Raw genomic sequence first — 24196 nt, forward strand, 5'->3', positions numbered from 1 at the left:
CGAATCTTAATTGTTCATACTTTTTCTTTACTCTATTCTCTATTACTTTTTTAATTCCAATCGGTAATTTCGATACAATTTGCTTACAGCAAATCACTCAATCACCCTTAGTCTATTTTAGAATCTTTGATCTCCTCTTATTTTTCGTTTTTCTAATTTCCATTTTCTTTGATAATCCAATCTCTCACTCGCTTCTCCAAAATCTCCAAAGTCACGGTTCCTTGACCTAGAATCACTTCGTGAAACTCACGAATATCAAATGCAGTTCCTAAAGCTGCTTCTGCCTCAGTGCGGAGTTCGCGTATTTTGATCTCCCCTATTTTATAGGATAATGCTTGTCCTGGCCATGAGATATAGCGATCGGTTTCTGTATTGATTTCATGTATGGATAATGCGGTATTTTCAGACATATAGGTAACGACTTGATCACGTGTCCATCCTTTGGCGTGAATTCCTGTATCTACTACGAGTCTACAGGCTCGCCACATCTCATACGTAAGTTTTCCAAAACGCTCATACGGCGTTGTATACATACCCATTTCTTCAGCGAGAAATTCGCAGTATAATCCCCATCCTTCGCCAAAAGCAGAGAGGTACATATTTTTACGAAACTGCGGAATATCATCTCCTAATTCTTGATTTAAACTTCCCTGTAAATGATGTCCAGGTACTGCTTCATGGACTGTTAGAGAAGGTAATACATACAAAGGTCTACTAGGAAGGTCATAGGTATTTACCCAATAATACCCTGGATCTGTACTTCCTTTGGCACTTCCTACATAACGTCCTGTCGTATACTTAGGCGCAATCGCATCAGGTACGGGAGCCACTCCGTATGGTTTTCGCGGAAGCGTTTTAAAAAATCGAGGCAATTGTGCATCGGCTCGCTTTGCCATATCTCGTGCAATCATTAAAATCTCTTGAGGTGTCTTCGCATAAAACTGCTCATCGGTACGGAGAAATTCTAGAAATGCTGCAAACGATCCTTTAAAATCTACCTCAGCAATGATCTTTTCCATTTCAGCTTTAATACGTGCCACTTCTTTGAGTCCTGTTTGATGAATCTGATCTGCTGTGAGGTCTAAGGTTGTGTAATAGTTGATTCTATTTTGGTAATAATCCCTGCCATTTGGAGTTTCTGAAACACCAATCGCTTTTCGTGTTTTAGGAAGGTATTCGTTTTCAAAAAAGGCCTTGACACGCTTAAACGAAGGAATCACTTTCTTTTCTATAGCTATTTTTGCAGCAGCAAGCACAGAATCTTTTTGGGTATCTGTAAGCGAACTTGGTAAATTCTTAAAAGGCCCATAATAAAAACTGTCTTGGTAATCAGTTACAATTTGAGAATCATAGGTACTCTCATACCCATTAAAAATTACTCTAGGTTGAGAAACACCTTTCTCCAATCCTTCTCGTAACAACGGAATATATTGATCTACTACATCTGGAAGAGCATTGAGTTTATTGAGATACGATTTTGCTTGTTTATAATTGGTAATAGGTCGTACCATATAATTCCAACTACTATGAAATCCCGAATCTGACAGCAACGGATTTAAATAGCGTTCATAGGTATAATAATCTACGGTTTCTTGTAATTTAAAACGAAGTAATGCTAGTGAGATGGCTTCGGTTTCAGAAAGGGTATTTTCAGAAATGGCTGCGAGTTTGGTTATTTGCGCTTTCGCGAAAGCGGACTCCTCTTTAAAATATTCTTTAGAGAATAATCCCATAGGATAGTCTTTCCCTTCATATCCTTTGTGACTTTGTACTTCTTCAATAATGGTATGAAGGTTTTCTGATGGGGATTGTGCGAATGTCATTGCACTACAACTGATGGCCAGTAATACACTTACTATCTTATTCATATTATATGTCTTTTAAACACCTCCCTCGATCCCTTACTTCAACAAGTTCAGCACAACGCCTTTCTAGGAGGAAAGTCTGCATCTGATGATTATTTATTTTAAAAATGCGGGTAGTAATTCTTCTGGAAATCCTTGGTAACTAAAAGGTCGTACCCACCTTTTAATAGCTTGGTTTCCTACTGCCGTAAAGCGGCTATCTGTAGAAGCTGGATAAGGACCTCCGTGGGTCATGGCGTCTACTACTGCAACCCCAGTAGGGACCCCATTAAAAATGATACGCCCTACACGGTTTTGCAGTCTTTCAATTAGGGGTGAAAGATCTTTATAATCTTCTTGCTCAGCTAAAATTGTTCCTGTTAACTGTCCTTCTAACTGGCTTATAATTTGCAATAATTGTTGTGTGTCGTCGCATTGTACTACTAATGAAAAAGGTCCAAATACTTCTTGGTGTAACTTTGGATTCTTTAAGAAAGCGTCTCCAGAAACTGTTCCTATTTTTGCTTGCGCATAATTTTCTTGAACAGTGTCTTGATGCATAGCGACTACAGTCGTATCAGGTTGGCTAATGACAGCTGCTCCATTTTTTTCATACGCTGTATGAATGTTAGGATGTAACATACAATTTGCATCTATTGCAGCCGTTTTTTCTCCTAAATTCTGTGTAAAGGTCGTAAATTCTGGGCTTTTAATCCCTAAAATCAATCCTGGATTTGTACAAAATTGTCCAACACCTAAGGTAATCGAATCTGCATAGGTTTGTGCAATCTCTTCCGAACGTGCGTTTAGGGCGTTTTGAGTAACGATAACTGGATTGATGCTTCCCATTTCTGCAAAGACAGGAATCGGTTCTTCTCGTTGAGAAGCAAGATCATAAAGAGCGCGTCCTCCTCGTATACTTCCTGTAAATCCAACAGCTTTTACCATAGGATGTTTTACTAATTGAACACCTACTTCAATACCTGCACTATTTAAATTTGAAAAAACACCATGAGGCATTCCTGTTTTTTGTACTGCTTTTTGAATCGCACTTGCCACTAGTTCTCCAGTACCTGCATGCATTGGATGTGATTTTACAATCACGGGACATCCTGCTGCCAATGCACTGGCTGTATCTCCGCCTGCTGTAGAGTATGCTAATGGAAAATTACTTGCTCCAAACACAACTACAGGTCCTAGAGGCATCAAGTATTGACGTAACTCATTAGCTTCTCCTGAAATGGTTGGGTTACGCCAATCTTCGGTTTTTATAAGATCTGCAAACATGCGTAGTTGTCCTAAGGTACGACCACGCTCTCCTTTAGCTCTTCCTTCGGGTAATCCTGTTTCAGACATATATGTGGTTACTAGTGTATCACCTAGTGCTTCGATCTCATCTGCAATGGCATGCATAAAAGCAGCTCTTTTTTCTCCAGATATATGTTGATACGTATCAAAAGCTTGATATGCAAGTGCTACAGCCAAGTCTATTTCTTCAGAAGTAGCTTCTGTAAAAGAAGTAGCATTGGCGACATTTAATTTTGGATTTAACGTTTGGTACGTCATCTCTCCTTTTGCGCTTAAGGCATTGCCTATATAATTTTTTCCTGTGATCATTTTATGAATGATTAACTATTTTAATGAATAAATGCTGATGCCTATTATTTATGTTTTGTTCTTAATTCTTTCCATATGCTTCTCAATATCTACAGGTTTATGAATCTTTTTTGTAGATACTGGATACTTTTCTAGTAATGAAGCTGGTCGTATCGGTCGTTTTTCAAAACCGCCACCACAATTAGGACAGACTTCTTGCAATACATTTTCTACACAATCACTACAGTAGGTACATTCAAAGGTGCAGATCATGGCATCGCTAGCATCATATGGAAGTGCTTTATCACAATGTTCACAAGAAGGGCGTATTTCTAACATCTTATTTTTTATAAATTTTTATAATCTGGTAAGGTAGGTCTCGTTTCAAGTCCTTTTTTAATTACTTGTAATACATGCGCTCTTTCTTCTCCTGATAATGGTAATCGTGGTGCTCTTACATGTTCTGTACCAATCCCTGTATGTACTTCTGCTAGTTTTATATTCTGTACTAATTTCGGGTTTATATCTAACTCTAGCAAGGGTAAAAACCATCGATATATAGCAATAGCTTCTTGAATACGTCCTGCCTTTTGTAATTCATATATCGCAACAGTTTCTGCTGGGAATGCATCTACAAGTCCAGCAATCCATCCATCTGCTCCCATAAGAAGTGATTCCAATGCTAAGGTGTCTACCCCTGTCATTATTTTTAATCGATCACCAAACGCATTTTTAATACGCGTTACATTAGAGATATCTCTTGTAGATTCTTTGACCGCTTCTATATTATCACAGGCTAATAATTGATCAAACATAGCTAGTGTCACTTCTATTTTATAATCTACTGGATTATTATAGACCATAATAGGTAGTGAAGTATTTTCTGCAACGGCCTTGAAATAAGCAACGACTTCTGCATCTCCAGCTTTATAACGCATAGGGGGTAACATCATTAATCCAGTAGCGCCATCTTTCTCTGCCGAATGCGCAGCGGCAATCGCTCCTTTTGTGGTTTGCTCTGCAATATTAATAAGAACAGGCACCTTCCCGTCTACGAGTTGTACAGTTTCTTGTGTCAAGATACTTTTTTCAGCATCACTTAAGGTACTTGCTTCTCCTAGAGTTCCTCCTAGTACAATTCCATGTACGCCTGCTTCTAATTGCGCTTTAATATTTACGGCAAACATAGCTAGATCTAAGGTATCTTGTGCTGTAAACTTTGTCGTGACGGCTGGCATCACTCCTTTCCATTGTATTGACATATCTATATGTATATGGTTATCATATGCTGCCTCACGTATCAAAGTGAGGCTTCTAATTTGAGAATAAAAATACCATACATCACACGGATACATAATGTGTCAATTATCCAATACTATGCGTATATTATCCATTTTATATGAAGCATTTCTTATTTTGAAACAATAAAGTATCTTTATGTTGTGAAAGTACTGCCTTTTAAAATACCTAAACCTAGTAATACTGCTATTATCTTTCAAATAGATACGGGTGCGTTTTATGAGCAATTACATCAACATCAAGAACTTCAGATAAGTCATATTCTAAAAGGAAATGGCACATTACTTATTGCAGACACTATACATCATTTTCAGGAAGGGGATGTTTTTGTGATTGGCGGACAACAACCTCATGTATTTCGTAGTGAAACAACAGATGCATTAATGCATACCCTGTTTTTTAATCCGCAGTCTTTTGGAGATTCCTTTTTAAATTTAGAGGAAGGCAAAGGGGTTCAGGATTTTTACGCTTTCGCGAAAGCGGGATTTAAAACAACCGCAACGCAAGAACTTATCGCCATGTTTGGTGCCATAGCACAACATGAAGGGGTCTCTCGACTGGCCTATTTTTTACTCCTCATACAATTATTAACCAAAAGTACCTATACACCTATTTCTTCTTTTGTATATCCTAAAAATATATCGGAAGCTGATGGAAAAAAGTTACATCGCATTTTTGAATACTCCTTACAGCACTTTTCTACACCTATACAATTAGAAGATATTGCGCATATTGCAGCAATGAGTACCAATGGGTTTTGTAAATATTTTAAAAAACGAACAAATAAAACGTATTTTCAGTTTTTAACGGAATTACGAATTGCACAAGCTTGTCAATTATTAAAAGAACAGCCTGAATTATCTATCGCAGCTATTGCCGAACTTTCAGGATTTCAAACTTTATCCCATTTTAATAGAAAATTCAAATACCATAAAAAAGTAAGTCCTTCTATATATAGAGTTTCATTTCAATAAAAGGACTCAAAATGAATGCTATTTTTTGGAGTCAAAAACCTTCACATGCGATAAAACTATCGAAAAGTAGACTACTATAAGTTTTATCTATATCACTATAAGTCTAAAAATAAGCGTTTTATGTTAGAACCGTTACACTTTTTTTTTATTAAGACTTACCATTATTACCTTAATTACATTTTTAACATTTTTTTCTTTCCAAAAAATAAAATTAAGCTAAATCCTTGTAAAACAGATACTCCCAGTATTCTGAAGTTCAAAAAATCAGAGCTTCAAACACTATGACAATCTTCCTTTTTTCTACGATCCCCAAGAAAATAGAGAAAGTATAACGAAATCCTTTAGTCTAAACCGGTGTGATAAAAATAAAGCGCTCATTATTTTCAAACAAACCTAATACACAAATAAAGAAACATATTTAAACAAAAAATTAAATAAACACATAATCATGAAAAAGATCATATATACATTAATGGCAGCAGGAGCTATATTTATAGCAAGTTGTAGTTCTGACGATAATAACAGTTCTACTCCAGAAGGTGAAAATCCACCAGCAGATGCACCTTCTGCAGCGAGTTTATTATTAAATAGTATTGAAGTAGATGGAGGTACTCCATATAATGCAGACAATCCTGCTCTTAGTTTTACTGGCGCACAAAACGTATTTGTTCCTAGCGTTTTAGGAATTGATTTTCGTGTAGACAGAGATGTAGTGCCAGCAGGCCCTACAGTAAGATTACCTATGTTCCAAGGATGGGAAACAACACCTAGTGGTCCTAGAGAAGCATACTATGTAATTACAGAAGCTTCTGATGAAGATTTCGCAAGAGAACTTGGAATTATTTATGCACCTAGAATGGCAGAAGCTATTGGTTCTGGAGGAGTTCAAAGTTCTGAATGGACAGATGATGGTAGACTTATTTTTGAAGGGTCTGTAGATTTTTCTCCTACACGAAGCTTAACCGCTGGAGGAGTATCAGCAGATGGAGCATTAGTTGGCTTCCCACCTGCAGCAGTAACTCCTGGAGCAGTTGCAGATGCAAACTGGTCTTCATATGTAGCATTACCGGGTACTAACATTGTAATCAATGCACAATTAGTAGCAAATAGTACAGGAATACACGACAGAATTCCTAATCCAAATGGAAACGGACAAGCGCAAGAAGACGATTTAAACAACCCTAACTTTGCACCAGATCAAGCATCTGTAGTAATGCAACTTCTAGATGGATGGCATGACGACAGAGCATACTACTTCCACCTTGTAACTGATACTTCAGATCCTGGACCAGCGACGATCGAATTAGGAGTATATGCGCCAAGATTAAATGAGATTCCTCAATTTGGATTATTCCCAGGAGGTTCTATGTTACCTTTTAGCCCAACTGCAAATGGTGTTACACCAGACGCTAATAATCCTCTAGGATTTCAAGGTTTAAATACGGCTTCTATAAGTGAACGTCAAGTAAATGATCCTACAAATACATTCCCAATTGATCCAAGTGACACACGTTACTCTCCAATGTGGGATGCACATATTACTGAGTTTACTGTTCCTGTAGAAGATCGTGTAATCTTAACAAGTTTTGGTCAAATTAATGATCTTTTAGAAGACGGTACTTTAATTCCTTTTAGAGGAAATGCAAATCCAAGTCCGTTAGCAAATTCATTATCAGATTTATTAACAGCAACAGGAGCTATCATTAACTGTCCAGTAATTACACAACCAGATGCGAGTGTGATTGGAACTCAAATTGGAGCACCAAGAAACTAATAATACATCAAGGTATTATTCACACAAAAAGAATAATTTTTGATTTTAGGGGGCTGTCCGAGAGGACAGCCTTCTTTTGTTTTGTAATTATTTTAATTAATTCCCTTTAATACGTTCCCAAAGTGTTCCAAAAATAGCATCAGTATTTTCCATTTCTGGGCGGTCTTCTGTGGCAGTAATCACACCTTCTTTTTCTGCTAATACATATCTAAATACAAATTGAGGATGCTCTGGATCAATAGCGATCAATCCAAAGCGCAAATCATTATAAATCCACTGTCCGTTTTCTTCTTCTAGAATATACCAACCTTCTGAGATGTTGATGAGGCGTTGTACCTCATCTCTAGAAGCCAGCTCTTCTGATGCTTTCCGTTTTTTTGGATAGGCCGTAAATGTGATGGGTTGGGAATCAAAAAAGGAATAGTCGCCTATCAAATAGTTTTCTCCTGCATCTATATTAGCATTCCATAAAATGGTATTCATTGGGGCCGGACGTGTTGATATTTTAGAATAGGTAATCTGTTGTTCTTCTAATGCCTTTGTAATTTTTGTATGTGCTGCCCATTTCAAAAATAGGGTAAGGACTAAATATCCTGTGCTCAAATATATGCCAAGGTGATTTATACGCTTTCGCGAAAGCGTACCCTTCTTCTTAAACGCTGCAATGAGAAGGCATACTAAAAATGGAAGGGTGTATAAAGGGTCGATCACAAAAATGTTATTGAAGGCAAGACGCCAGTCAAAAGGCCAGAATAATTGTGTTCCCCAAGTCGTAAATGCATCTAGTAATGGATGCGTAAAGAGCCCCCAGAAAAAGAGTTTGGCCCAACCTTGCCAACCTACATCATCTCGTTTTTTTATTTGATGAACAAGCCAACCTAATAGGGGCGCCATTATAACTGAAAAGATAATAGAATGACTGAATCCTCGATGCATTTCGGTCGCGGTAATCGTGTCTGTAAGAAAGCGTGCTACAACATCTAGATCTGGAATGGTACCTGCAATGGCTCCCCATACCATAGCTCTATTTCCTATTTTTTTTCCTAAGACCGCTTCTCCTACGGCTGCTCCTAAAACGACTTGTGTTAAACTATCCAATGTTTTCTTTTTTTACCATTTTTTAAAAGTTATGGATGATTGAAAATACCAATATCCCTTTTCTCTTGTAACACTACAATGAAATGTATCTAGTGTCTTTAAATTTAATACTTCAAAATATTCCCCTTCTTGCGGATATAAGCTTTGATTTGTTATTATTTTATATTCTCTAGTATCAATTGATTTTAAGAACAGTAATGCTTTAGATTTATCTTTATCTAATTTCAATTTAAAATTTCTAAAATAAATGTATGCCTCATCACATAATTTAGAATAAAATTCTTTTGACCCTTCAGGAATAAGTATTGATGAATGATCATCATCTATATATCCAATATCTGGCTCTATCTCTTCTTGATCATATTCTAATTGGTAATAAATTAGGGTATCTCCTATTTCTTTACTAATTAATACAACATCATCTCCCCATAACCTCTTATATCCATTTTCTATAAGTCCTTCACAAGATAATTTATGATTTACCTCAAAAGGATCTCTTTTATCTATTTTTGATTGTTTATTACAAGATTGTAACAATAAAGAGAGTATTATAAAAAAGGAAAGGGATCTACACATGTTGGTCAATGAGAATGACGTTATTATTTAGTTTAAATGATGACAATCGTTAAGCTAAGGTATATTCGTTCGTTCAAAAAATATTTTCTTTTCTTTTTTCATTGCCAAAAAAGAAACAAAAAGTCTAGGCTGGCGAAACCTTGTCTAAATTTATCATTCTATTCCTAAATTTCAGAAACTCGCTACGCTCAAACAGTCTGAAATTTTACGGAATCTTCACTTCAAATTTTACGACAACTTTTCGAATGCCAGAGAAAAGATTCCAACCTTCGCGGGAATTCATTTATACATGCTGATCGATGAGTATGGCGTTTCCATCTGGATCCATCAGTACAACACTAGCAGGTCCTGTCTTAGTTTCATCTGCTTCGCGTTCTAAGGGGATTCCTTTTTCTTTAAGGTGTTTTTGAATGGTGCGTACGTCATCAAAGTCATCTAAAACATTGGCATTTTCATCCCAGCCTGGATTGAATGTCAAAATGTTGTTTTCAAACATCCCTTCAAAAAGTCCGATGAGGGCATTGCCATTTTTCATAATGAGATACTTGCGTTCTATATCGCCTGCAAATACTTCAAAGCCTAAATGCTCATAAAAAGCTTTGGACTTATGAATGTCTTTTACACTCAAACTACTTGAAAAGGCTCCTAGTTTCATACTTGATAGGTTTAAGATTGTTCTTTAAAAGTAGTGAATTGTTTTGTGAGTATAAGGTTTAAGGTTTAAGGTTTAAGGTCAGATTAATGTTTTTATATTTTAAACATAACGTATTGTAAACGAATCTAAAAAGTATATCCATTAATAAAACATAAGATTCCCTCCTTCGAGGGAATTATAAGTTCCTTCCTAAGAAAACTGTATGCTTAACTTGTAGACTTAAAGGTTAGAGATGTTTTACTTGATATACTATGCACATCATATTTCTAAAATAGAGTATTGTTCTATTTTAGAGTAGTACTCTATTTTTATTCCCCTTCGGGGCTAAGGGGATTTCATACCTCCCTCGGTCTCTTACTCCAGCAAGTGTCACACTGAGCTTGTCGAAGTGTTCTAAGCAGAAAAAGTGTTAGGTGATTCATCTCTTTAGTAGCAAACCTTTGTATTTCTATGGTCTGGTGGAGTGCAGTCGAGATCTTTTTATGAAACGTAGTTATGTCTAATTAAAAAATTGCATTGGGCAACCTTTCTGTTTCTTGTTGCGTCTCTATAAATAAAACTATTTAATATGAAAATAAGCCCAAGAAAAATAATTAGTTTACTCCTTTTAGTTTCTCTAAATATTTTCAACACCTTTTCTCAATCGAAAAAAAATAATGTAAAATATATAACTGAATATTTTCATCAGAGAAATGAAGCAATGACTTTAGTCAAAAATGAAAAATGGCAAGAATCCATTGAAATTTTAAAAAATCTAACTTCTCAATATCAAAATGACGCTGATTTATTTTATGTATTAGGACTCTCCTATTATCAAGTAGAAAAATATCAAAACGCTATTTCTGCATTAAAAGAGACCCTTGATCTTGGTGGAACTATTTTAAGAGGAATACCAACAGGGTCAGCACCTTCAAATGATATTATGATAAAAATTGCTAAAGCCTATGCTAAAGATGGAGATAAGGATAATGCTCTGTTATGGCTAAAAAAAGGATTTGCATCTCGTTACGACGAAAAACCCTTTTTAATAGGAGATCTTGCTTTTAAAGAGCTTATTAATGACAAAGATTTTTTAGTATTATTTGGGAATAATCCTCAAGAAGATATCACAAGAGAAGAAGCCTGGATAAGAGATATAATATATTTAGAAGAACGAATTAACGAGTTACATTTTAGTCCTAACCACGCCATTTCTAAAACTGAACTATCAAAAAAGATTTTAAATATAAAAACAAATATATCCTCATTACGTGATGAACAAGTAATCGTAGAATTAATGAAAATTGTTGGTAGTTTAGGTAATGGACATAATTTAATTATTCCAACATCCCCAAACAAAGGAGCCTTAAAGAAACTTCCTGTTCAGTTTTATCAATTTAATGACGGATTATTTATTGTCGATGCTGAAATAGGCTTTGAACAATGGATTGGCTATAAAGTACAGTTGATTGAAAATACACCTATAGAAGAAGCACTTCAAAAAACAAATATTATAAATGCAAGGGATAACGATATGCAAACACTTTGGTTGGGCCCATATTATTTAGGACTCCCAGATGTATTAATGGGTTTAGGAATTATTAATAATACCCAGCAAGTAACAATTACTTTGAATGACAAAAATGGAAAGTCTCAAAAAATAATAATGAATCCTGTTTCTTGGAATTTTTCTGACTTTCCAAAAATGCCAAAACTAAAAGACAAGGAACAACCATTATTCTTATCGAAAACAGAAGACCCATATTGGTATAAATTGATTCCAGAAAATAATAGTATCTATGTTCAGTTTAATGTTGTTACACATAAAAAAACACAAACTTTAGAAGGTTTTAATATAGAATTACGTAACCAGACTTCTAAAAATAATGTACAATATTTAATTTTAGACTTGAGACATAATCACGGGGGAAATGGTTCTTTATTACCACCAATGTTAAAAACCATTATCAATTTTGAAGTTATGAATCCAGATGGAAAAGTCTTTGTGTTAATGGGACGAGAAACTTTTTCTGCGGCTCAAAACCTATTAACAGATATTACAAAATACACGAATGCTATCCTTGTTGGTGAACCCAGTGGTTCAAAACCAAATCATATAGGAGAAGCAGGATGGTTTAAACTACCACATTCAGGGTTAATGGGGCTTATTTCTACACAGTTTCATCAAACATCAAAAGCAGAAGACAATAGGAATTGGATTACCCCTCATATTCCCATAAGTACATTATCAACCGATTATTTTAATGGAAATGACAAGGCTCTAAATATTATAATGGATGTAATAAAGTCTTATAAGAACTAGGTGTAATAATGTATATGAAAAATACGCTAAAATGGTTATGCGAATTAAAATTACTACATTTTAATTATCTTTAAATCAAAACGGAAAAACAACGCTAGGCGTACTTTTCATATACAATTCCGTTTTACATCATTAAATAAATCCTAATGAAAAAAATAATTTTAGTATCATTCATCTTTATGAGTTTCTTATCCTATTCTCAAGATTGGGATTTCGAAAAACCTAATTACAAGAAAATTGAAAAGAATATTAAAAAGAAAAAATCAAATCTCTTCTACGAATCTTTGATGAATAGATTCCAAAATGCAGATTCAACAATGACTTTAGAGGAAAAAAGACATTTGTATTACGGGTATCGATTTGATGAAAATTACTCACCTTATTCACGTTCTGATTATGGTGATAGTTTAAGAGTTGTATTACAAAAAGAAAAGTTAGACAGTATAGATTTCATTAAAGTAGTAGATTTTACAGATAAAATGCTTTTAGACAACCCTTTTGATTTGAATGCAATCAATTATCAATTATATTCATTGGAACAAATGGGAAATAAAACGACTTTCAATAAAAAAGTTACCCAATTAAAAGCTATTGTTGATGCTTTAATGAGTTCCGGTAATGGAACAAGTAAAAAAGAAGCATTTTATGTGATTTACACCTCACATGAATATGATTTGTTGAATATTCTTGGTTTTCAATTTGGAGGGTCTCAAAGTTTAATTGAACATTATGATTATTTGACTCTTGCTGAAAATGAAGCAAAAATAGAAGGGTTGTATTTTGATGTAAGCCCTTGTCTGGATTCGATGGCAACAATATTTAAAAAATAAAAAGCTGTACATCAATGGTTTCTAAGAAAAGCACTCGTACAGTTCTTTAAAATAGTTTAACTTTCCAATTAATCCATTCCTAAATCATTTGTAAAAGAATGATGTAGTTTTATTTCTTCTTCAGGGATTCCGATGAGTCTGTTCAATAGATGTCTGACAATACTAACTATTTCTTCTTTCTCTTTTTTAGAATCGGGTTTTTGGTGTAGATATACATAGTCTACTAACTGTCCTACTGTTGCAATACATTCAGCTTCTTCATCTGGAATAGCGATCTCGAAATGTTTTTCTATTTCAACGATCAGTTCTACAGTGTCAAGTCCCATATATCACTATTTAATCCACAATCTCCATTTTCTTTAATAAGAAACTTGCATTCATATTTTGGCAGATGCCTTCTTTAAAGGTATAATCAAAATAGAGCTCATCATCTTCAATACGCGCATCAAAGAAGTAGTTTTTAACTTGTGGTAATTCATTGGCCGCTTCGCATAAACTCAGGTCATGGGTTGCGATAATTCCTGTCGATTTTGAATTGACAAGTTTATCTACAAACTTGCGAGAGCCTTTTGCTTTATCGGTGCTATTGGTTCCTTTTAAGATTTCATCTAGGATGATAAAATAACGATCACTTTTAATCTCTTCTACAATAAATTTAAGACGTTTGAGTTCGCTAAAAAAGTAACTCTCATCATCTGTTAAGCTATCTGTAGTACGCATGCTTGTGATCAATTTTATAGGCGTATACGATGTTTTTTGAGCACATACCGGCAATCCCATATTCCCCATCACAATTTGTAACGCAACGGTACGTAGGAAGGTACTTTTCCCTGCCATATTTGCTCCTGTGATAATAAAGAACTGTTCTGTATCTATGGTGATATCATTTAAAATTGCTTTGGCGGGATCTAATAACGGATGCGCTGTTTGTGTTGCCTTTAGTGTTACTTGCGTATCTGTAATTTCAGGATATTGATGTGTAGGATGGTTAAAATCATAATTTCCTAAGCTATTGTAGGCATCAAAAAAAGCAATGATCTCAAACCAAATAGCCACATCATCTTTATGTTTTTGAATCCACGTTTCTATTTGAGAAACAATAAGGATATCCCTTATAAAAAATCCATTAGCAATCACTCCTATTAAGATATTATTTCGTTGGTCTAAGGCATCTAAATGTTTTGAAAATGTACGAAGTACATCTGATGACTTTTGGGTGGCATTGATGATTTTTTCTCTCTTCTCTTTGAGGATATCACTTTCAAAGGTTTGTGCTTCTATTTTAGCTAATAATTTATAATATTGATCAAAGGTGCTTTGTATTTTTCCTGTATGCACGGCGAGCATATTGATTTTCTTTACAAACCTTCCTACGATCGCTAGTCCTAGTAAAAACCATCCTATAACAAAACCTCCATGTATCACATTTAGAAAATACAAGACTAGTGCTACTAGTGATAGGATAGAAAATCCTATCGCTCCTTTTCGTCCGACTTTAGGAATAAAAGAGCTATGTCCTTGTAACCATTGTACTACAGAGGTAGCTGGAACTTCTGTTTTTACGAGTGCAGCTATGGCAGAAAACTCTTGACGCCATTCTGGAAGGGTGCTCAACTCTTGAATTGCCTGTTGTTTTTGAGGAATTCCTGTAATCTCATTAGCTTTTGTGATTTCAGCAAGTACGTCTGATCCACTTTCTAATGCGGTTCTATTGAGGTATTGAAAAAACGATCCTCTTCCAAAGAGATCAATATCCTGGCTATAAAAATGGTCTGGGTCGTGGTATTTTTCGCCGGAAGGCAAGTCATAAAAATCACGATCTAACACCTTTAATTCCGTATCATTTATAGCCACTAATGCTTTTAGCAGATCTCTTTGATATGCAATTTTACCGTGGCGCACGACTAAAAAAACAAATAGTGAAAATTCTACAATGAGAAGACCAATCATGAGTCTCCAACTGCCAAATGTTGCGTATATGGTTCCTAAAATCCCAAAAAATAGTAACAAACGTATCGTGCTTGAGAAATTCAATTGTCTTTTAATACGTCCAAGGGATTCCTGGTGTATTGCTTTTTGTTTTGTATAAAACTGAGATGGGTTGTTCATTAAAAGGTATGGGCGTTTTTAATAGTGTAAAAGGTCTGAATTTTGTCAAACTGAACTCGTTTCAGTTTCTCACTAGACGAATAACTAATGTAATGAGATTCTGAAATGAATTCAGAATGACCTACTAAATTATTTTCAGACATCTATTCTAAATTTTCTAATTCGGCACGGAGTTTTTTTGTCATTTTGCTCACGACAAGATCATAGGAATGATCTATAAGTTCTATAATTAACTGCGGAGGTAAATCTTGCAACACAAGAGTATTCCAATGTAATTTATTCATATGAAAGGCACCTGTAATACTCCCATCGTATTGTTCTCTTAACTCAGCAGAACGTTCAGGGTCACATTTTAAATTTATGGCAGCAGGTATATGTTCTAATCCGCTAAGGACAAACATTTTTCCCATTACTTTAAAAACTAAAGTAACCTCATCAAAAGGGAATTCTTCAGTAACTCCTTTTTTTGCCATACAGTAATTCCGTACATCTTCAATATGCATGTGTTCTATTTTTTAATTTTATACGCAATTGTAGGGGCGTCATCTACATAAATCACTAAGGATTGTGCTTTTGTTTTGATAGCGATCATACATTGTAATGCCTTATTTTCTATACTAAAATCAACATTGGTTTTTTCTCCTCCATCTAGCGTATATGATACGTTCTTGCCTTTGATGCCTTCTAATGAGAAAATAATTCCTTTAGACAATGTTTTAGCTTTTATGATACCACCTATCGGACTCACTTGTTGTAGTGTCAGTCGTTTATCGATGAGTAATGGTTGTTTACTAAAAGCTTCTCTTGACAAGCTGACATCCACATACGCATCATCAAAAACTTCTGGATAATGATTTTTTATAAAGTGTGCTGGAGGTGTATCATAATAGTCATACGAAGGCGATTTGATAAAGGTGCCATTATATTTTCCTGCGCCCCAAGTAGGATCTAAAAGCATTGGTTTTTCATCAATAATAGCAATCATCCACATATGATTTTTATCGAAAGGGCGGCCTATGTCTGAAGGTTGTGTTTTTGTATCTCCACGTACCACATAGGCTTGTATTCCTAGTAATTCACAGAGACGCTCTAAGGTTAAGGCATATCCTTCACATACAGCGACCCCTTGTTGTAAGGTTCTCTCAATAATAGCTTCGCGCGTTTCGGCCATTTTTTCATTACGCTCTTCAAGAATACGGTATTGAAATTTATAGGTGTAATATTCCTGAGGATCATAGGCTACATTATGAATCAGCCATGAGTATCCTGCGCGTACTTGTTCTTTGGGGTTTGTAAAATCATTTTTGATTTGAGTTGCCAGCGCTTGGTCTGAAGCAAAACGCTCTGGATAAAAAGATACGGTAGCATCTACCTTTGCATAGTCTTGGCTTAATACTACGGTACTACTCATGAATACCACAAACGCTATAAAAATAGGTATGTTATGCTGTAATAATATACGCATGTTCTAATTCTTTAGGGGTTGGTTTTTCAAACCAGGTTTCCATAAATTCTACGTCGGTTTCAGATACTTCAAATTGAAACGTTTCTCCTTTCTCTTGATTGCGTTGCATCACACGTTGTTTTCGTGTTTCTAATGGAATATCTAAAAAGTGTAATTGGATGGGGATTTTATACGCTTTCGCGAAAGCGTAAAAACGATCTCTCCTATCTTTTTTTGCAAATCCAAGGTCTAGAATAGCTGGGGTCTTGGCAACGACCAATTGTTTTACAATCGATTGAATCATGGTGTCCGAACGTTCAATGCGTTCTAAAAACCAATCGACGCCGTCTTCTTGGGTTTTATCCTCCAGAAATAGGGTTTTATTCCAATGATCTATAGAAAAAATCACGCCTTGCTCTTTATCTCTTAACGAAAGTGCATAGGTAGTTTTACCAGCTCCTGTATTTCCGAGAATCATATGTATCACTAGGGATTGAGTTTTGGAGGTTCTTCTTGACTTGTTATTTTCAACGCATCGTAATTGAGTTGCCATCCAATTGTCTCCACCAACTTTTGAATAAGGATAATCGTATCTAATGCTTGTTGAGAGGCTTGTTTATACAAGCCACTATTGGGGACTTTATCTATAATATGTTGTTTGGCTTCTTTATTGATTTCGGTGAGGTCTGTACTCGTCAGCGGATTTGCCCATCCTTCTTTTTTATCATAAAACTTAAAATCGGTTTCTATAGAGAGTAGTTCTGGTGACGGAAAATCATATAGTCTAATGGTTTTTGTCTCTTCATCTGCTTCCATTTTAATCTTGGTAAGATCAAAACCGATATGTGCTTTGGCATCTATAAGTACTAATGCTTTTTTGGTTCCTAATAGCTTCTGAATCCATTTATCTTTTAAGCTTTCATAGTGGTAAATCTCTGCAAAATCTCCTTCTACTGTAATAAATTTACATACAGAACGGATGCGTTCCATAAGAACCATCGATTGTGAATGTACTTTTGCTTTACTTCCTCGCCTCGCAAAACGTCCATATAAAAAATAAGCTATAATCGCCCCTAAAGCAAGTCCTAAAAATAAAAACTCCATGATGTAAAGATACTAAATTCCCCCTCTGTCCTATCGGACATCTCCCCCAAAGGGAGAGAGTTATAAAATGTTACTAAAATTCATCTCTTTTGATTAAAGAACTAGAATAAAGAGAAGAGAAAAGAGATCATAAAAAATGTCTTCATTGTTAGGTAAACATCAAAATCATATCATTTACAAATCTCCGAGATGTGTGAATTTAAAGCCTTTTTCATACTTTAAACCATAGCCTAGTATTCTATTATATCTTAAAGGAAGTTCTTTTCTTTTTTTCATCGCCAAAAAAAGAAACAAAAAAGTCTAGGCAGACGAAGCCTTGTCTAAATGTATTGCTCAATTCCTAAATTTCAGAAACTCGCTATGCTCAAAAAGTCTGAAATTTTACGGAATTTTCACTTCAAATTTTACGACAATCTTTCGATAGGCCACTATCAAAACTATATCATTTACAAATCTCCAAGGTGCGTGAATTTAAAGCCTTTTTCATACTTTAAACCATAACCTAGTATTCTATCAAAAGCAGCGTGTGCAAATAGGATAGTGCCTATAAGCATTAGGATATTATTTTGGAAATAGATTCCTAAAAGGTAGATGGCTATTGCTAGTCCTTTATGATGAAAAAGATTGTATGTAAAAGCGCCTATTTTATTCCCAAATGCATAGCCTATCATACCAATATCTGGTGCAAGTAATAGTACTAAAAACCACCACCATGCAAAAGGAAGTATACTAAAAAAATAGATTCCTAATCCAAATTGTGCCAGTTCTTCTAGTTTAAGTGTTGTTTTCATAGAAGTGTGTTAGTTAATAACCATTGTCTTCGCCCATAAATCACCTACCCGCTGATTATAAGGTGTATTCTTTATCACTATAAAACCAACAAGTCCAAAAAAGAACATATCTGCTGGATCTAAAAGATGCCTTTTAAACGATTCTAAAAATGTTAGTTTTCTATACTGACCGTTTATAGGAATTGCTTTAAGTCCTACTAGCAAATTGCCAATGGTAGCCCCTGCAGTTATTTCAATAATTACTGTCATCAGTAACCAAAAACCTATTGGAATTAATGAAAAGGCATCATTTAATTGATTGTAATCAAAATTTACTTGGATTCCAAGTAGCATCATTGTAAAAAAAGAAAGTGTATAAATAATCGTATAATCTATACCACCTGCAATTATTCTTCTTCCAATATGTGGTTTTGTTTCTATAAATGTCAAGAGGATTTTTCTTTTAAGGTTCTATCTTATACAAAATAGGCTTACTAGGTGTGGCATCATTTTCAAAAGGAGCAATTTGCAAATTAAGCACGTAACTTCCGTCTTCTATTTGATGTGGCACATAGATCATTTCTGTAATGGTTGCGTCCATACGTATAGTTCCTTTTGTATTCCAAAAGGCTTTATGAGCTTTTAGTTCGCCTTCATCTTTCTCACGATCTACACTCGGTGTATCTATAAGAAGGTGCTTTACGCCTATGTTTCTTAAAAATATCATGGCTTCTTCTTCTATATACGTCCAATTGGTATGTGACCAATTTTTTGTTTTTTTCTCGTCTATATTCGGAATTGTTCTAATGACTAATGCTTCTGGTTTTTCACCTTTAAGATCGTATTGTAATTGTTTTTTTGAAATCACAAAATCATCCTCTCTAGATTCGGGTACTACGGTTATTAATTCGGCTACAAAAAAGAATTGTTTTAGGTGTTCATTAATACTGTATACCTCTTCTGTAATATGACCTACACATTCTGTATGAGTACCATGTGCATGCGGATTAAAGGTGATGGTATTAAAATTTACATCACCGCCTTCGCTTACCTTCCCAACCCAATCTTCAGAACGTACAGGTGTAATTTCTGGTTTTTCTAGATACCAAGCCAATGGGTTTTCTATAGCACTCAATGGTATAGAAATGTCTATGGGTTGTAATAAATCAATAGAGAATGTTTGTTTTTTGTGATGAATGGTTGCTTTCACTTGATGGTTTTATATATGTATAACTATATGTCTTTAAAGATAAAAAATGTTACACGGTATGATAGCAACTTTTCTAAATATAATTAATACACCTCTTTTATACTTTTAACCCCTTACGTTATTTGCTTAGGAATTACTATAAGATCGTTTAGACCTATTTCTTGTGACCATCTTTTGATATATGATTTGGATTAAATCCATCCTTGTTGCATTCTAAACCCTTCCGTCATTTCCCCTATGGGCAAATGCCACCTTCCCCTTTCTGAGGAAGGAGCAACTATGTATGTTTATTTATTAAGTTGGTTACGGTTTTAAATTCAGCATAAACAGGTCTGCAGCGATACCGTCACTGAGGAATTTTCCTTTTTTAGTGACATATAATCTATCTTCTTCTTTAAATAAGAAATGATTCTCTATATGCGATTGTGCTTGTTCTAGCAAATAGGTCTGCATTTTTGATCCAAACAACGTGGCTATTTCTTTTAGAGAAACGCCTTGTTGTGTTCGTAATCGCGTCATCACATATTCATTATACTGATCGGTAGGTGTGAGTTCTTCCACATCTTGCGGTAGCTCGTTTTGCGTAATTGCTTTTATATATTTGGGGTTATTACTGATATTCCAAGCTCGGCGCTTTCCGTTATAACTATGTGCGCCTGGACCAATACCTATATAGCTTTTCCCTTCCCAATAGGCAGTATTATTCCGAGAGAAAAAATGAGGTTTCCCAAAATTACTAAACTCATAGTTATGATACCCTGCTGCTTCTAGACGTTCTACAAGAATGGCATGATGTTCTTGTGCGACCTCATCATTTACAGGTGGAATAATTCCTTTTTTGATAAAGTTTTCTAGGGCAGTTTTGGGTTCGACGGTGAGGGCATAGGCAGAGATATGTGGCACTCCCAATGCTAATGCTTGTTCAATGTTTTGAATCCATCGGGCGTTGCTCATCTCTGGAATCCCATAGATAAGATCTAGGGAAATGTTCTGGAACCGCTTTCGCGAAAGCGTAATACACTCCAAAGCCTCTTGTGCATTATGTGCACGATTCATAAGCTTCAAATCTTCTTCAAAAAAGGACTGTACGCCAATACTTAACCGATTGATTGGGGACGCATGCAAGGCTTCTATCTTTTCTTCAGAAAGATCGTCAGGGTTGGCTTCTAACGTTATTTCTGGCGTATCTGTTACTTGGTAATTTTTATAGACAGTCTCAATTAACGCTTCAATTTCATGCGTTTCTAATACCGATGGTGTACCGCCGCCGAAATAGATACAATCTACCTCCTGATTTTGAAATTCTTCATTCCGTAGTTCCAGTTCTTGAATTAACGCCTGTATCATTTCTTCCTTCTTGCCCATAGACGTCGAGAAGTGAAAGTCACAATAGTGACAGGCCTGCTTGCAAAATGGGATATGGATGTAGATACTGGACACAGTTTATGATTGTTGATTGTTGATTGTTGATTGTTGATTGTTGATTGTTGAAAATATGAACTTATTACTATTCACTTAATACTTACTACTTCTTCACCCGTTTCTCATTTTGCTTTACAAAAGCTTCCCATCCAGAATAACTCTTCCCTGTTTCTACCTTTCCAGAATTGTAAAAATGACATACTGCAGCAGCTAGTCCATCGGTGCTATCTAGATTTTTAGGAAGTGTTTTAATTTTCAAAAGCGATTGTAACATTTTTGCTACTTGTTCTTTACTGGCATTTCCATTCCCAGTAATCGCCATTTTTATTTTTTTAGGCAGGTATTCTGTAATAGGCACCTCTCTACTTAATCCAGCTGCCATGGCTACTCCTTGCGCACGTCCTAACTTGAGCATACTCTGTACATTCTTTCCAAAGAAAGGTGCTTCAATAGCAATCTCATCAGGATGATAGGTATCTATAAGCTCTACAGTACGTTCAAAAATGAGTTTTAATTTTATGTAGGGGTCTTTGTATTTTGAGAGTAACAACTCATTAAGTTGTAAAAGTTCCATTTTTTTATTGACGACTTTGATGAGACCAAAACCCATGATGGTTGTTCCTGGGTCAATACCTAATATGATTCTTTCTTCTTTCAAATGGAGTTTTATCTTTTATTCGTTACTTTGTTTGTTATGCAAAGCGATTCCCACAAAGCTACACAATTCTTAAGCTATAGTATTAAAATTTTGATTTTGGCTATAGTCCTTTTTTTTGTGTGGAAACGCATATCAAAAGACACATCTACTATTCGCGAGAATTTCAAAATCAATATTAGCTCATTAATGACATATAGCAATATAGCAATATTACTATTATTAGCTACTCTCAATTGGCTATTTGAAATTCTAAAGTGGAAGTCTCTAGCTGGTCATTATCATCCTATCACTACAAAAGAAAGTCTTCAACAGGTATTAAAAGCACATATTGTATCGCTTATTACACCTGCCAAAATTGGAGAGTATGGCGCTAAAGCATTATTTTTTCCAGCACAACTACGCAAAAAAATTCTCTTTTTAAACATATTGGGAAATGGATATCAGATGCTAGCCACTACTATTTTTGGAAGTATTGGAATAGGAATTTGTAGCTATTTTTTATTTCCTACGTACCTACCTTACTATTTAATTACTATCGTCATATCTCTTCTTTTCGTTTATAGCATTCCGAAATTATTAGATCGAATACGCTGGAGCATCAAAGGATATTCTTGGCAACGAATCCGTGATTTTATGAAAACGGTTGCGCTGCATACAAAACAAAGAGCATGGATTTTTTCTTTTGTGCGGTATCTCCTATTTGCGCATCAGTTTTACTTTTTACTATTCCTTTTTCAAGTGGATGTTTCTTATCCACTTGCAATGGGACTCATCACGACGATGTATCTTATCAGTTCTATCATACCGATGCTTCAACTTTTTGATGTTGTCCTTAAAACTGGAGTGGCTGTTGCTATATTTACATGGGTAGGTGCAGCAGAAATCACTATCGTATGTATCACATTTCTTATGTGGTTTTTTAATGTCGTACTTCCTATTATTCCTGGAAGTTATTTTATGATTACAGACACATCACTTACTTCCAAAAAATCGATGTCTATATGATTGCACTTATCTGTATGTATAGTATCATCATTGGGTATGTTATTTTCATCCTCTGGTTGTCTTATGGATTTAGGAATGTTCCTCATTGTACTTCTTCTAGCGATACACCAATACAAGGGTTTTCGATTATCATCCCTTTTCGGAATGAAGAAAAAAACCTTCCGAGATTGCTTGAAAGTCTCATGCAATTGGACTATCCGGAATCACTCTATGAAATTCTATTGATAAATGATAGTTCTGAAGATGCTTCTTTAAAGGTTATTACATCATACATTGAAAAGCATCAAATATCAACTATTCGTGTACTAGATAGTATTCGTGTTTCTCATTCTCCTAAAAAAGATGCGATTCAAACCGCGATTCAAACCGCAACCTATTCTTGGATTGTAACGACAGATGCCGATTGTATTGTACCCGAACAATGGCTTCGTATCCTAAATGCTTTTATTCAGAAACACAATTCAAAATTAGTTGCGGGTCCCGTAACATTACCTTTAGAAAACACTTCCTTCCTGAATATTTTTGAACAATTAGATACGCTTAGTCTTGCTGGAGCTACTATAGGCGGATTTGGTATTAATCGTCCATTCTTATGCAACGGAGCACATCTGGCATATGAGAAAGCTGCTTTTATAGAGCTACATGGTTTTGAAGGAAATAACCATATCGCAAGTGGAGATGATCATTTTATGCTAGAAAAGTTTACAAAAGTATTTCCTAACCAAGTCCATTATTTCAAATCACAACAGGCTATTATCACGACTATGTTTCAAGAAGACTGGGTTTCTTTTATGAGACAACGTAAACGATGGGCGGCTAAGTCGGTTGGGTATACAAACTTGTTTACAAAAGGCGTTGGGCTACTTATTTTACTATCTAATTTGACCATTGTGATGGGTATTGTTTTTGCTTTCGCGAAAGCGTATACAAATCCATTCCCATTTTTACTACTCATTTTTATAAAAGTTGTCGCTGATTTTATATTACTTATGCAAGCTTCTCAGTTTTTTAAAAAACGAAAAATATTGGTTTGGTATCCTATCATTGCACTATTATATCCTTTTATAAGTTCTTACATTGCGATCACTTCTTTAAAGGGGGGATTTACTTGGAAAGGCAGGTATTTCAAGAGGTAAAAGTATCAAACCTGTTACTTTTATACATTGGGATTCACTTGCCTGCCAGCAAAGGCAGGTTCAAGGTACACTATTGAGTACGTCTTACAGACTTCTCAACAATGGGTTTATTCAAAAAAAATAAAAGATCCCGCCATAAAGCGGGATTAACCTGCCTGCCGGCAAAGGCAGGTTCAACTTTCACTATTGAGTACGTCTTACAGACTTCTCAACAATGGGTTTATTCAAAAAAATAAAAGATCCCGCCATAAAACGGGATTAACATGCCTGCCGGCAAAGGCAGGTTCAACTTTCACTATTGAGTACGTCTTACAGACTTCTCAACAGTGAGTTTATTCAAAAAAAACAAAAGATCCCGCCATAAAGCGGGATTAATTCAACTTTCACTAT

Annotated in this window: 24 protein-coding genes and 1 pseudogene; 6 read left to right on the forward strand and 19 right to left on the reverse strand. The window is 35.2% G+C overall.

The window, feature by feature from the left end:
• Positions 1-152: 152 nt before the first annotated feature.
• The 4 genes from Q1A60_RS13590 to Q1A60_RS13605 all read right to left on the reverse strand — a co-directional run bounded on the left by Q1A60_RS13590 (position 153) and on the right by Q1A60_RS13605 (position 4702).
• On the reverse strand, positions 153-1868 hold the full coding sequence (locus tag Q1A60_RS13590) for a DUF885 domain-containing protein (protein ID WP_299768455.1): 1716 nt from the start codon (positions 1866-1868) through the stop codon (positions 153-155).
• Positions 1869-1961: 93 nt separating this feature from the next.
• Complete coding sequence (locus Q1A60_RS13595) at positions 1962-3461, reverse strand: aldehyde dehydrogenase (NADP(+)) (protein WP_299768452.1); 1500 nt, start codon at positions 3459-3461, stop codon at positions 1962-1964.
• Positions 3462-3509: 48 nt separating this feature from the next.
• Entirely contained in the window at positions 3510-3779 is a 270-nt protein-coding gene (locus Q1A60_RS13600; RefSeq protein ID WP_299768449.1) for a DUF1272 domain-containing protein, read from the reverse strand.
• Positions 3780-3787: 8 nt separating this feature from the next.
• Entirely contained in the window at positions 3788-4702 is a 915-nt protein-coding gene (locus Q1A60_RS13605) for a dihydrodipicolinate synthase family protein (RefSeq protein ID WP_299768446.1), read from the reverse strand.
• 180 nt (positions 4703-4882) lie between these two features.
• Here Q1A60_RS13605 and Q1A60_RS13610 point away from each other — a divergent pair, with 180 nt between their 5' ends.
• Positions 4883-5713 carry an AraC family transcriptional regulator gene (locus tag Q1A60_RS13610; RefSeq protein ID WP_299768443.1) on the forward strand — a complete coding sequence of 277 codons (831 nt, stop codon included), beginning with the start codon at positions 4883-4885 and terminating at the stop codon, positions 5711-5713.
• 448 nt (positions 5714-6161) lie between these two features.
• Positions 6162-7487 carry a hypothetical protein gene (locus Q1A60_RS13615; protein WP_299768440.1) on the forward strand — a complete coding sequence of 442 codons (1326 nt, stop codon included), beginning with the start codon at positions 6162-6164 and terminating at the stop codon, positions 7485-7487.
• Positions 7488-7583: 96 nt separating this feature from the next.
• Here Q1A60_RS13615 and Q1A60_RS13620 read toward each other — a convergent pair whose 3' ends face one another.
• The 3 genes from Q1A60_RS13620 to Q1A60_RS13630 form a co-directional block, all read right to left on the reverse strand.
• On the reverse strand, positions 7584-8585 hold the full coding sequence (locus Q1A60_RS13620; RefSeq protein WP_299768437.1) for a metal-dependent hydrolase: 1002 nt from the start codon (positions 8583-8585) through the stop codon (positions 7584-7586).
• 12 nt (positions 8586-8597) lie between these two features.
• On the reverse strand, positions 8598-9122 hold the full coding sequence (locus Q1A60_RS13625; protein ID WP_299768434.1) for a hypothetical protein: 525 nt from the start codon (positions 9120-9122) through the stop codon (positions 8598-8600).
• A gap of 322 nt (positions 9123-9444) precedes the next feature.
• Positions 9445-9816 carry a VOC family protein gene (locus tag Q1A60_RS13630; protein ID WP_299768429.1) on the reverse strand — a complete coding sequence of 124 codons (372 nt, stop codon included), beginning with the start codon at positions 9814-9816 and terminating at the stop codon, positions 9445-9447.
• Positions 9817-10384: 568 nt separating this feature from the next.
• On the opposite strand from Q1A60_RS13630, the gene Q1A60_RS13635 reads away from it, so the two are divergent.
• Positions 10385-12118: a hypothetical protein gene (locus Q1A60_RS13635; RefSeq protein ID WP_299768426.1), complete on the forward strand. Its 1734-nt coding sequence runs from the start codon at positions 10385-10387 to the stop codon at positions 12116-12118.
• 146 nt (positions 12119-12264) lie between these two features.
• Positions 12265-12948, forward strand: coding sequence for a DUF4919 domain-containing protein (locus Q1A60_RS13640; RefSeq protein WP_299768423.1), 684 nt, complete (start codon positions 12265-12267; stop codon positions 12946-12948).
• Between the two features lie 200 nt (positions 12949-13148).
• Here the strand turns inward: Q1A60_RS13640 and Q1A60_RS13645 are convergent.
• The 12 genes and pseudogenes from Q1A60_RS13645 to ruvC all read right to left on the reverse strand — a co-directional run.
• A pseudogene (locus Q1A60_RS13645) lies at positions 13149-13268 on the reverse strand (phosphopantetheine-binding protein); the annotation flags it as partial.
• Positions 13269-13284: 16 nt separating this feature from the next.
• Positions 13285-15057 carry a DNA mismatch repair protein MutS gene (locus Q1A60_RS13650; protein WP_299768420.1) on the reverse strand — a complete coding sequence of 591 codons (1773 nt, stop codon included), beginning with the start codon at positions 15055-15057 and terminating at the stop codon, positions 13285-13287.
• Positions 15058-15200: 143 nt separating this feature from the next.
• A complete protein-coding gene (locus Q1A60_RS13655; RefSeq protein WP_299768418.1) occupies positions 15201-15560 on the reverse strand; it encodes an MmcQ/YjbR family DNA-binding protein in 360 nt (119 codons plus the stop codon).
• A 5-nt stretch (positions 15561-15565) separates the two neighbouring features.
• Positions 15566-16522, reverse strand: a complete 957-nt coding sequence (locus tag Q1A60_RS13660; protein WP_299768415.1) for a transglutaminase domain-containing protein — start codon at positions 16520-16522, stop codon at positions 15566-15568.
• Entirely contained in the window at positions 16500-16979 is a 480-nt protein-coding gene (locus Q1A60_RS13665; RefSeq protein WP_363322589.1) for an ATP-binding protein, read from the reverse strand. Before Q1A60_RS13665 ends, Q1A60_RS13660 begins: the two co-directional genes overlap by 23 nt.
• 8 nt (positions 16980-16987) lie before the next feature.
• Positions 16988-17605 carry a DUF4230 domain-containing protein gene (locus tag Q1A60_RS13670; RefSeq protein ID WP_299768409.1) on the reverse strand — a complete coding sequence of 206 codons (618 nt, stop codon included), beginning with the start codon at positions 17603-17605 and terminating at the stop codon, positions 16988-16990.
• A gap of 174 nt (positions 17606-17779) precedes the next feature.
• Positions 17780-17881, reverse strand: coding sequence for a DUF4260 family protein (locus Q1A60_RS21625; RefSeq protein WP_363322590.1), 102 nt, complete (start codon positions 17879-17881; stop codon positions 17780-17782).
• A gap of 170 nt (positions 17882-18051) precedes the next feature.
• Positions 18052-18396, reverse strand: a complete 345-nt coding sequence (locus Q1A60_RS13675; protein WP_299768406.1) for a DUF4260 domain-containing protein — start codon at positions 18394-18396, stop codon at positions 18052-18054.
• A gap of 9 nt (positions 18397-18405) precedes the next feature.
• Positions 18406-18825, reverse strand: coding sequence for an RDD family protein (locus Q1A60_RS13680; protein WP_299768403.1), 420 nt, complete (start codon positions 18823-18825; stop codon positions 18406-18408).
• A 13-nt stretch (positions 18826-18838) separates the two neighbouring features.
• Positions 18839-19585 carry a cyclase family protein gene (locus Q1A60_RS13685; RefSeq protein WP_299768400.1) on the reverse strand — a complete coding sequence of 249 codons (747 nt, stop codon included), beginning with the start codon at positions 19583-19585 and terminating at the stop codon, positions 18839-18841.
• A gap of 303 nt (positions 19586-19888) precedes the next feature.
• Positions 19889-21025, reverse strand: coding sequence for a radical SAM family heme chaperone HemW (gene hemW / locus Q1A60_RS13690; protein ID WP_299768397.1), 1137 nt, complete (start codon positions 21023-21025; stop codon positions 19889-19891).
• Positions 21026-21110: 85 nt separating this feature from the next.
• Complete coding sequence (ruvC, locus tag Q1A60_RS13695) at positions 21111-21665, reverse strand: crossover junction endodeoxyribonuclease RuvC (protein ID WP_299768394.1); 555 nt, start codon at positions 21663-21665, stop codon at positions 21111-21113.
• Between the two features lie 186 nt (positions 21666-21851).
• Here ruvC and Q1A60_RS13700 point away from each other — a divergent pair, with 186 nt between their 5' ends.
• Both Q1A60_RS13700 and Q1A60_RS13705 read left to right on the forward strand, forming a co-directional pair.
• Positions 21852-22670, forward strand: a complete 819-nt coding sequence (locus tag Q1A60_RS13700) for a hypothetical protein (RefSeq protein ID WP_299768391.1) — start codon at positions 21852-21854, stop codon at positions 22668-22670.
• Complete coding sequence (locus Q1A60_RS13705; RefSeq protein WP_299768388.1) at positions 22667-23806, forward strand: glycosyltransferase; 1140 nt, start codon at positions 22667-22669, stop codon at positions 23804-23806. The genes Q1A60_RS13700 and Q1A60_RS13705 overlap by 4 nt, the downstream gene beginning before the upstream one ends.
• The last annotated feature ends 390 nt before the right edge of the window (positions 23807-24196 follow it).

This window comes from uncultured Dokdonia sp., from assembly GCF_947492535.1.
Taxonomy (GTDB): domain Bacteria; phylum Bacteroidota; class Bacteroidia; order Flavobacteriales; family Flavobacteriaceae; genus Dokdonia.

Excerpts from the sequence above, each read along its gene's own strand:
- Q1A60_RS13640 (WP_299768423.1), top strand. The coding sequence starts at position 12,265 with ATGAAAAAAATAATTTTAGTATCATTCATCTTTATGAGTTTCTTATCC.
- Q1A60_RS13665 (WP_363322589.1), bottom strand. The coding sequence starts at position 16,979 with ATGATTCTCGGAAATACAGGAGCTGGTAAAACTACCTATGCACTTTCG.
- Q1A60_RS13705 (WP_299768388.1), top strand. The coding sequence starts at position 22,667 with ATGATTGCACTTATCTGTATGTATAGTATCATCATTGGGTATGTTATT.
- Q1A60_RS21625 (WP_363322590.1), bottom strand. The coding sequence starts at position 17,881 with ATGAAAAAAAGAAAAGAACTTCCTTTAAGATATAATAGAATACTAGGC.
- Q1A60_RS13650 (WP_299768420.1), bottom strand. The coding sequence starts at position 15,057 with ATGAACAACCCATCTCAGTTTTATACAAAACAAAAAGCAATACACCAG.
- Q1A60_RS13675 (WP_299768406.1), bottom strand. The coding sequence starts at position 18,396 with ATGAAAACAACACTTAAACTAGAAGAACTGGCACAATTTGGATTAGGA.
- Q1A60_RS13655 (WP_299768418.1), bottom strand. The coding sequence starts at position 15,560 with ATGCATATTGAAGATGTACGGAATTACTGTATGGCAAAAAAAGGAGTT.
- Q1A60_RS13635 (WP_299768426.1), top strand. The coding sequence starts at position 10,385 with ATGAAAATAAGCCCAAGAAAAATAATTAGTTTACTCCTTTTAGTTTCT.
- Q1A60_RS13605 (WP_299768446.1), bottom strand. The coding sequence starts at position 4,702 with ATGTCAATACAATGGAAAGGAGTGATGCCAGCCGTCACGACAAAGTTT.
- Q1A60_RS13630 (WP_299768429.1), bottom strand. The coding sequence starts at position 9,816 with ATGAAACTAGGAGCCTTTTCAAGTAGTTTGAGTGTAAAAGACATTCAT.
- Q1A60_RS13660 (WP_299768415.1), bottom strand. The coding sequence starts at position 16,522 with ATGCGTATATTATTACAGCATAACATACCTATTTTTATAGCGTTTGTG.
- Q1A60_RS13670 (WP_299768409.1), bottom strand. The coding sequence starts at position 17,605 with ATGGAGTTTTTATTTTTAGGACTTGCTTTAGGGGCGATTATAGCTTAT.
- Q1A60_RS13595 (WP_299768452.1), bottom strand. The coding sequence starts at position 3,461 with ATGATCACAGGAAAAAATTATATAGGCAATGCCTTAAGCGCAAAAGGA.
- Q1A60_RS13615 (WP_299768440.1), top strand. The coding sequence starts at position 6,162 with ATGAAAAAGATCATATATACATTAATGGCAGCAGGAGCTATATTTATA.
- Q1A60_RS13600 (WP_299768449.1), bottom strand. The coding sequence starts at position 3,779 with ATGTTAGAAATACGCCCTTCTTGTGAACATTGTGATAAAGCACTTCCA.
- Q1A60_RS13700 (WP_299768391.1), top strand. The coding sequence starts at position 21,852 with ATGACATATAGCAATATAGCAATATTACTATTATTAGCTACTCTCAAT.
- Q1A60_RS13590 (WP_299768455.1), bottom strand. The coding sequence starts at position 1,868 with ATGAATAAGATAGTAAGTGTATTACTGGCCATCAGTTGTAGTGCAATG.